Annotated in this window: 6 protein-coding genes and 1 tRNA gene; 2 read left to right on the top strand and 5 right to left on the bottom strand. The window is 61.4% G+C overall.

The window, feature by feature from the left end:
• Positions 1 to 253 precede the first annotated feature (253 nt).
• Complete coding sequence (locus EN781_RS19135; RefSeq protein WP_126059059.1) at positions 254 to 2458, top strand: adenylate/guanylate cyclase domain-containing protein; 2205 nt, start codon at positions 254 to 256, stop codon at positions 2456 to 2458.
• Between the two features lie 161 nt (positions 2459 to 2619).
• Here EN781_RS19135 and EN781_RS19130 read toward each other — a convergent pair whose 3' ends face one another.
• Positions 2620 to 3492, bottom strand: coding sequence for a FecR domain-containing protein (locus EN781_RS19130; protein WP_126054243.1), 873 nt, complete (start codon positions 3490 to 3492; stop codon positions 2620 to 2622).
• A gap of 99 nt (positions 3493 to 3591) precedes the next feature.
• On the opposite strand from EN781_RS19130, the gene EN781_RS19125 reads away from it, so the two are divergent.
• On the top strand, positions 3592 to 3996 hold the full coding sequence (locus EN781_RS19125; RefSeq protein ID WP_126054244.1) for a hypothetical protein: 405 nt from the start codon (positions 3592 to 3594) through the stop codon (positions 3994 to 3996).
• A gap of 301 nt (positions 3997 to 4297) precedes the next feature.
• Here the strand turns inward: EN781_RS19125 and EN781_RS19120 are convergent, their stop codons facing one another.
• The 4 genes from EN781_RS19120 to EN781_RS19105 form a co-directional block, all read right to left on the bottom strand.
• Positions 4298 to 4588: a hypothetical protein gene (locus tag EN781_RS19120; RefSeq protein WP_126054245.1), complete on the bottom strand. Its 291-nt coding sequence runs from the start codon at positions 4586 to 4588 to the stop codon at positions 4298 to 4300.
• A gap of 300 nt (positions 4589 to 4888) precedes the next feature.
• Positions 4889 to 4963, bottom strand: a tRNA-Glu gene (locus EN781_RS19115).
• A gap of 191 nt (positions 4964 to 5154) precedes the next feature.
• On the bottom strand, positions 5155 to 6294 hold the full coding sequence (locus EN781_RS19110; RefSeq protein WP_245455454.1) for a YcbK family protein: 1140 nt from the start codon (positions 6292 to 6294) through the stop codon (positions 5155 to 5157).
• A gap of 326 nt (positions 6295 to 6620) precedes the next feature.
• On the bottom strand, positions 6621 to 7893 hold a 1273-nt coding region (locus EN781_RS19105), incomplete at its 5' end, for an alpha/beta hydrolase (RefSeq protein WP_145965549.1).

Genomic DNA, 7893 nt, shown 5'->3' with positions numbered 1-7893 from the left:
GTCGCAGAGGGTGGCTTTTCGAGCCGTTTCCTAGTGCAAAGAACACCAGTCAACTCGAAGCCTTGCGCGTGCGCATGCTCACTTAACCTGTTCAATCTCAGGAGCCGGCGCTAGGCCTTTCGGCGTTGCCTGCTAGGTTGGCGATTGCGTATTCGCCGGGAACAATGCAGCCTAGGCTTGGGGTTCGAGAAGCTACTTCCCGGGGCGGGACCATGCAGGACGGATTCGCGGCACGGCAACTGGTGCAGAAGTCATGACACGCGCTCAGTTGGCCGGTGTCATCCTGGGCTTGTCGCTGGTAGCGGCGCTTACCATTGTCCGGGCGAGCGACCCGCAGCCGTTGAGACTCGCCCGCGAAGCGACGTTCGACCAATATCAGCGGCTGGCACCTCGCAGCTTCGAGGCGATGCCCGTCCGCGTGGTCGACATAGACGAGGCTTCATTGCGGCAGTTCGGGCAGTGGCCGTGGCCCAGGGATCGCATGGCGGCTCTGGTCGACAAACTGACGGAGCTTGGCGCGGCAGTCATCGCGTTCGACATCCTTTTCGCCGAACCCGATCGTCTGTCGCCTCGCAGTGTTGTCCGCGACGTGCCAGGCATCGATCCTGCCCTGCTCGATCGCCTGCCCGACAACGACGAGATCTTCGCCCGGTCGATCGCCGGCAAGCCGGTTGTCCTGGGTTACGGCATCTCCAACGAAGGGAACTATCATCCGCAGGTGAAGGCTGGCATTGCCTTTACGGGCGAGAGCCCGGTCGATGCTCCTCCCCATATCAGGGCAGCCACACCGCTGCGGCCGCAGCTTGAGGCCAATGCCGCCGGCATCGGACATATCAGCCTCAATCCAGGCAAATCGACCGCTGTCGTGAGGACAGCTCCACTCTTTCTGACTGATGGCGAGCAGCTTTATCCGGGTCTTGCTCTCGAAGCCATGAGGGTAGCGCAGGGCGCCTCCACCTATCTGATTGCCGGCGCGCCGGAAGGGCAGGGCATAATGACCTCCGTCAAGATCGGCGACTTCGTTATCCCGGTGACCTCGGCAGGCGAACTCTGGCTCTATGTCAGTCCCGACAGGGCGGAACGGTATGTTTCGGCGAAGGACGTGCTTGCACCCAATGGCGTCTCGCCCCAAACAAGGGCCGCGATCGAGGGCAACATCGTGTTTGTCGGCACCTCCTCCGCCGGGCTGCAGGATATTCGTGTCACGGCGCTCGGTGAGAACGTGCCGGGCGTCTCGCTCCACGCGCAGATGGTTGAACAGGTACTGTCCGGCCACTATCTGTCGCGGCCCGACTGGGCAAACGGGCTGGAAATCGCGTCGATCGCGATGCTGGGCAGCCTTCTGGTGCTTCTCACGATTTTCGTAAGCCCCGCGATTGCTCTCGCCTGCGGCCTGGCGATCACCGGTATGGCGCTCGTCGCATCATGGCTTGCCTTTTCGCTTGCGGGACTGCTGTTCGACCCGTTTGCGCCAATCGTCATGGGCTCGATCACGCATTTCGCGACCACCTCTTTCCGCTTCCTGGTGACTGACCGGGAGCGGCGCGCGATCCGGCGGGCCTTCGGTCAATATCTGTCGCCATCGCTGCTCTACCGTATCGAGCACACCCGCGACGCGCTTCGTCTTGGCGGCGACGACCGCGAGCTGACCGTGATGTTTGTCGATGTACGCAACTTCACCGAGATCAGCGAAAGACTGCCGCCCACCGCCGTCGTGCGGTTTCTGAACACGCTTCTCGACGCGCTCAGCCGTCATGTCACCGCCAACGAAGGCACACTCGACAAGTTCATCGGCGATTCGATCATGGCCTTTTGGAATGCCCCGATCGATGTCGCCGATCATCCCGCCAAAGCCGTTCGCGCGGCATTGGCCATGCGCGAGACGATTGCTCGCCTCAACGAAAGCGACGCATTCGGATTCGGCGCCGAGCAGACGGTTCGCATCGGCATCGGAATCCATACCGGCGTCGCCTGCGTCGGAAACATGGGTGCTGAGTCGCGATTCAACTATTCGGCGGTGGGCGACGCAGTGAACACCGCAGCGCGTATCGAGACGGTGTGCAAGACGGTGAGCTTCGACATCCTCGCGTCCGACGACACCGTAAGATCGCTGCCAGGCTGGGCTTTCCTCGACGCGGGATCGCTGGAGCTCAAGGGAAAAAGGGCGAGGACGAGAATCAATGCCGTCGTCGGCGATGAAAGTGTTGCCTCGTCGCCGGATTTTGCGGAATTGCGGCTTCTGCACGGCAAGCTCGTCGAAGCGTTGCGTTCGCGCTCGCCTGGCAGCCGAAAGATCATCGCGGCGGCCAAAGCCAAGGCCGCGGGCCTGCCGGCGGGCTTGCAGGACTTCTATGGCAGGATATCGCGCAGAGCGGATGATTTTCTTGCCAAACGGGCGGGTGCGGCGGCGGAAGCGAATGCCGGCTATGCGGAGCAACAATTCGGCTCCAACTCCTGACCTGCATTTGGACAGGGCAGTTGACCGCCGCGCTCGCTGCTCTTCAAGGGCAATGAGTTCGGCCACACCGATCTAGAAGCACTTAGCCCCGACCGGCCAGCGAAGCCGAATAGCGGAAGCGCCAGGAAAAAGAGCAGCTATCCGTTGCTCTTGCCGCCGCCCTATCCCTTCTTGCCAGGACCGTAGGATTTTCCGGGATTGCTGGGGTCGTGCTTGCCGGGGTCATTTCCATGACCGTTGTTGCCATCATCCGTTGGCGGGGCCGGCGGGTCCGGCGGGTCCGGCGGATTGGGTGTGCCCGGACTGGGTGGACTGGGCGCCCGTTGCTGCTGCGGCCGCGGCGTATGCTCCTGCTGAATGGCGGCCGTAAGCCCGCAATTTCCGCCCGTACCGAAGCCTCCCGAAAGCTGCTGAGTGCCGGTCAGAAACGGCAACGCCCGCTGGGTGCCGAGTGCGGTGAGCACAGATCGATTGACCTTGGTAACGTCGCTCATAGCGCCTGATGGCGACGCGACCACACAATCGCAACGCTGCTTCAGTTCCCGGCATCCGCCACCGCTGCAGAACCGAGCCGACCCCTTCAGGAGCACGACGGCGGTTTTGCCGTTGGGCGCGATGTGAACATCGAATGCTGTTCCCCGCACGCCTATCGTGCCTGCAGGCGTGACGATCTGGTAGGCGGACGAGGACGAACTTCCGCTTATCCAGCGAAACGTTCCCTTGGCAGCGCGGATGGTAAGGTTCTTCACCGAATTATCATCGTTGAAGACGTACTTGTCGATGACGACGGAGGAACCCCACCCTACCGCCAGCTTGGTGCCATCCATGAACACGAATTGGCCAAGCCCGGTATTGGATGTCCTGATACGTTCGTCCCGGTGAACGGGTGCGCTGACCACCAGCGGTCCGGTTGCGCCGGTGACGGCAGTCTTGATCACGACTGCCTTGCCGACTGTTTCGGCGGCGGCTATCGGTGTCGCATTGTTGAGCGTCGCGGCAAGCGCGACAACAGCAACCCACCTCAAGGACGGCATTGCATCCTCCTGTAAGATCGATCTTTATTAGCAATTTCTTTATTAGCACATGTACCAAAGGTTGTCTTTACGGGAGGGCATACGTCAATTTGAGTAGACATGGCTCGTTTCCGCAGGCGAAGTTCGATCGGCAATTCGCAATTCGGCGGCGACCCGATGAACGGCCATCTGGACGAAATTCGCATCACGGTCGGTCATAACCGTTACGAGCTCGGACACGAGCTTCACGCCGCCGACTGCGGCTTTTCCCAAGGTCAAAAAATGCCGCGCGGTGCAAGGCAGGCATACTGGGCCGGCCTCAATGCGTCAGCGGTTGAACTTGCCTTCGTAGCCGTAGGAAATGTCACTCGGCAGACTGAGCGCTGCTTGCCGGAATTCGAGATTGAATATCTGATCCGTATACCGGCCATCGTTCAACAGCCCGTCCCATGCGAAGAACGCGGCAACCGCGACAAGGATGAGCATAAACGTTCGCATCGGAACCCCCTCTCTCAAGAGGGCTGAAGCTCTCCCATGGAATGCTTGCGCATCCTCAACACCAGCAAGCGCGTGGCCGCGAACGGTGTCATGACGAGAAACGTCATCGCGACGCTGATGAGGAATGACAACTGACAGAATGCGCTGGGAACGTAACAAACAGCTTCCATAGACCTAACCCCTTCAAACCACGGTTACTCTGGTGGCCTCCCTCCGCCCGCTCTCCAAGCATGATCCTGCTTCGGCAGAAATACAATAGGTTGCTAATATAAGATTGTCATCGCTTTGCTCTCCGCTGGCCAGCAGCACGAGCCTCGGCCTCAGCTTCTCAGTATTTGATTTTTCTTGATTCTATAGGTCCCAGCCCGGCAGATACGCGTCGCGCGACGTCTCTAACTAGATGATGGATCGCGCTCGGCTCGTTCTTGGCATATGCCGTGAAGAATTCCATCGACTGTGCAACCTGATAAATTTCCCGGAAGTTCCGCGACATCAACCCATCGTTGTCTTCAAACGGGTTCAACATCACGCACTCCATCCGCTCTACGGCGTCAGGAAATCTCGCGAGGTAGGCTTTGAGGAACTCCTCGATCTGTTCGTCGCTGAAATGCTTACCCATGGTCTCCTCCGCGCAGCAGTACATAGATAGCTAGTCCGGCAATCAGCAGGAGGATTGTAGTCTGCTGAGAGTTGTAAGGGTCGGCGAAGACGCCGAGCTCTGTGAAACCTCATATCGGGGTTCGCTGTTAGAGCAGCCGGCGAGAGCCGCAGCAGCCAGGCAAAGAACGGCAGTTCACATTTCCCCCTCTATTTCGCATGAGGAGCGGGAGCGTGACAGGTATCGCCCGCGCCGACAAAGCCGGGAGGGATATTGGCCATAAATTGGACAGCGAAGGGAGATTGCCAGCAAAGTGCTTGCTGGTACGCCCAAGGGGAATCGAACCCCTGTTACCGCCGTGAAAGGGCGGTGTCCTGACCGCTAGACGATGGGCGCGCTCAGATGAAGCGGCTTATAATTGCGTTGTTCGCAGCCGGCAACCCGTCTGCCGCTGCCTGCGACAACTTTTTTCTAGAGTGGCAAAAACCGCTCTTTCGGCGAGCCAAAGGCGCGGTTTTCGGCCTCGCGTAATCTTCCGGGATGTTCGGTGCTTTGCCTCGGCCGGCAGAAGTAAGCCGCCGCCGTCGCTAGCCGCGCCGGCGGCAGCGCCAGTTCCAGTCGCGCTCGGGGCCGACGTCGACATGGACGGATTCGGTGTGGCAATAGGTGCCGACGCCGCCGCGGCCGGGCATGGTACGGATGTAGCTCGCCAGCTCCCATTTGGAGACGCCGGGAACCTGGATGTCGGCGGCGGCGCAGTACATGTGCAGCGAATTCTTGGCGCCGTTGGCGCGGCGGTTGCGGGCCGGGTCGCGATAGCCTGAGGTGACGACCATCTTGCGGCCATAGTGGCCCTCGATCGTCTTCAGCACGCGCACCAGCGACGGCTTCAGGCAGGCGACGTCGACGCTTTCGTTCTGCTTCAGCAGGCCATTGGGCGCCAGCCTCGCCATGCCGGCGGCCGACGCCACCTGGTAGGAGCCGCCCTCGTCCTCGTTAAGGTCGACGTCGCTCTCATCGTCGATGCCGGATTTGCGCTTGATCTCGAACAGCGCGGTCTGGCGCACGCCGGGCAAGGCATCGGCGCCGGTGATGTGATTGCTTGGATCGTCGAGCGAGGCCAGTTGCACCGGCTTTTCGGCCGGGGTGGCGGAAGCGAGCGTGATGATCGGCTTGGCGGGCGCAGTCGCCTTGGCAACGGCCGGCTGCTCGCCCGAGCGCGCGTTGACCAGCGGCGCTGGGGCTGCCGAGGCCGGCGTGGTGCTGAACAGCGAGGCAAACAGGCCCTTCTTCGGCGCGGCGATCTGCTGCTGGGGTGCTTCGCCCGCCGTCACGTAGACGCCGTTGTTCATTGGCTGCGCGGCCGCCGCTTCAGCCTGCGGCTTGGGCGCGGTCGCGGCGGCGTCGCCAGCAGCGACCTGCTGGGCCACGACCTGTGTCTGTTCGGCTGTCTGCGCGGGCTGAACCAGCGGCTGCGGCGTGTTGCCGGCAACGGTGTCGGCACCGGCCGGCACGTTGATAGGGAAGGCCGATCCCGGCTTCGTCACCGGCACGTAGGCGACCTTTTCAGGCAAGGGCTTGTCGCCATCACCCATTACGGTCGATATCGCCTCCGAAGAGGCCGAAGTCACCTGCAGCGACGAATCGGTTGATGTTGCTGGCTTGGCGCTGGTTGCAGCGCTCATCTCGGTGGAGGTGGCATTATAGCCGGGCATGCCGACCGACATGGTGGGGTCGCCGGCGGAGGTGCAGGAGGCCAGAAGCACGGAGAAAAGCGCTGCCGCAATGCTGCGACCTTCCCTCCGCGCGAGACGCCAACCACCTGACTTCAAAACTAAATTCCCCCTCGGTAGCCGGCCGGCTCGTCATCGCCGCAGCGTTCTACGCCCCTCGCTACGACTGTTCTGTTCCCAAACCGGAAACGGGACCTGTGTCAAATCTGCAAGCCTCGGAAGTAATCGTTTTTTCCAGGCGAATTGAAGCCACCAGATAGTTGACGCCACCATTTCGACCTGTTTTGACGGGCCGTCAACTCACCAGACATTACAGTCTGTTACACGCGCACCTTGACATAGGTGCCCGGCGCATCCCCCAAGGTTTTCATATGCTTGCCGGGTTTGCGCGCCTGCACGCGCGCGTTGTTCTGGGTTTCGACCCAGTGCTGCCAGTGCGTCCACCAGGAGCCGGGATGCTCCACGGCCGAGGCGAACCACTGGCCGAAGTCGCCCACCGGCTTGCCGCCCGTCCAGTACTGGTACTTGTTCGCGGTCGGCGGATTGACGACGCCGGCGATGTGGCCGGAGCCGGCCATCACATACTCGACGCTGCCGCCGAAATAGCGCGAGCCGAGGAACACCGAGAGCGCCGGCGCGATGTGATCCTCTTTGGTCGCCAGGTTATAGACGGGGATCTTGATATCGGCCAGCGAGACGGTGCGGCCGGCAAGCTCCATCGTGCCGCGCGACAGATTGTTCTCGAGATAGCAGTTGCGCAGGTAGAAGGAATGGTTGGCCGCCGCCATGCGGGTTGAATCGGCGTTCCAGTACAAGAGGTCGAAGGGCAGGGGATCCTTGCCGCGCATGTAGTTGTTGATGACATAGGGCCAGATAAGGTCGCCCGAGCGCAGCATGTTGAAGGCGGTCGCCATCTTGGTGCCGTCGAGATAGCCCTTCTCGTTCATCGAGCGCTCGACCGCCGCCACCTGATCCTCGTCGACGAACACTTTCAGGTCGCCGGCATGGGTGAAGTCGACCTGCGTGGTGAAGAAGGTCGCCGATTTGATGCGGTTGTCGCCTTCCTGCGCCAGCAGCGCCAGGGCCGCCGCCAGCAGCGTGCCGCCGACGCAATAGCCGATGGCGTTGACGTCCTTCTCGCCGGTGGCCTTCTCGACCATGTCGAGGCCGTATTGCAGGCCTTCGCGGATATAGGCTTCCCAACCCTTGGAACCGTGGCGCTCGTCTGGATTGATCCAGGAGATGACGAAGACGGTATGGCCTTGCTCGATCGCCCAGCGGATGAAGGATTTCTGTGGGTTGAGATCGAGGATATAGAACTTGTTGATCCATGGCGGGCAGATCAGCAAGGGGCGCTTGAGCACTGTCTCGGTCGCCGGATCGTATTGGATGATCTCGGCGACGTCGCTGCGGCCGACCACCTTGCCGGGCGTCGTCGCTACGTTCTTGCCGATCTCGAAGGGCGAGTAGTCGGCCTGCCTGAGCTTCAGGTCGCCCTTGCCGGCGGCGATGTCCTCGGCCAGCATCTTCATGCCGCGTACCAGATTCTCGCCATTGGACGCGACGGTCTCGCGAAACAGCTCCGGATTGGTC

It is taken from the genome of Mesorhizobium sp. M4A.F.Ca.ET.090.04.2.1, from assembly GCF_003999085.1.
GTDB lineage: Bacteria > Pseudomonadota > Alphaproteobacteria > Rhizobiales > Rhizobiaceae > Mesorhizobium.
This window is presented reverse-complemented; position numbering and strand designations above follow the sequence as displayed.

Excerpts from the sequence above, each read along its gene's own strand:
- EN781_RS19130 (WP_126054243.1), bottom strand. The coding sequence starts at position 3,492 with ATGCCGTCCTTGAGGTGGGTTGCTGTTGTCGCGCTTGCCGCGACGCTC.
- EN781_RS19120 (WP_126054245.1), bottom strand. The coding sequence starts at position 4,588 with ATGGGTAAGCATTTCAGCGACGAACAGATCGAGGAGTTCCTCAAAGCC.
- EN781_RS19110 (WP_245455454.1), bottom strand. The coding sequence starts at position 6,294 with ATGTCGGTCGGCATGCCCGGCTATAATGCCACCTCCACCGAGATGAGC.
- EN781_RS19135 (WP_126059059.1), top strand. The coding sequence starts at position 254 with ATGACACGCGCTCAGTTGGCCGGTGTCATCCTGGGCTTGTCGCTGGTA.
- EN781_RS19125 (WP_126054244.1), top strand. The coding sequence starts at position 3,592 with ATGGCTCGTTTCCGCAGGCGAAGTTCGATCGGCAATTCGCAATTCGGC.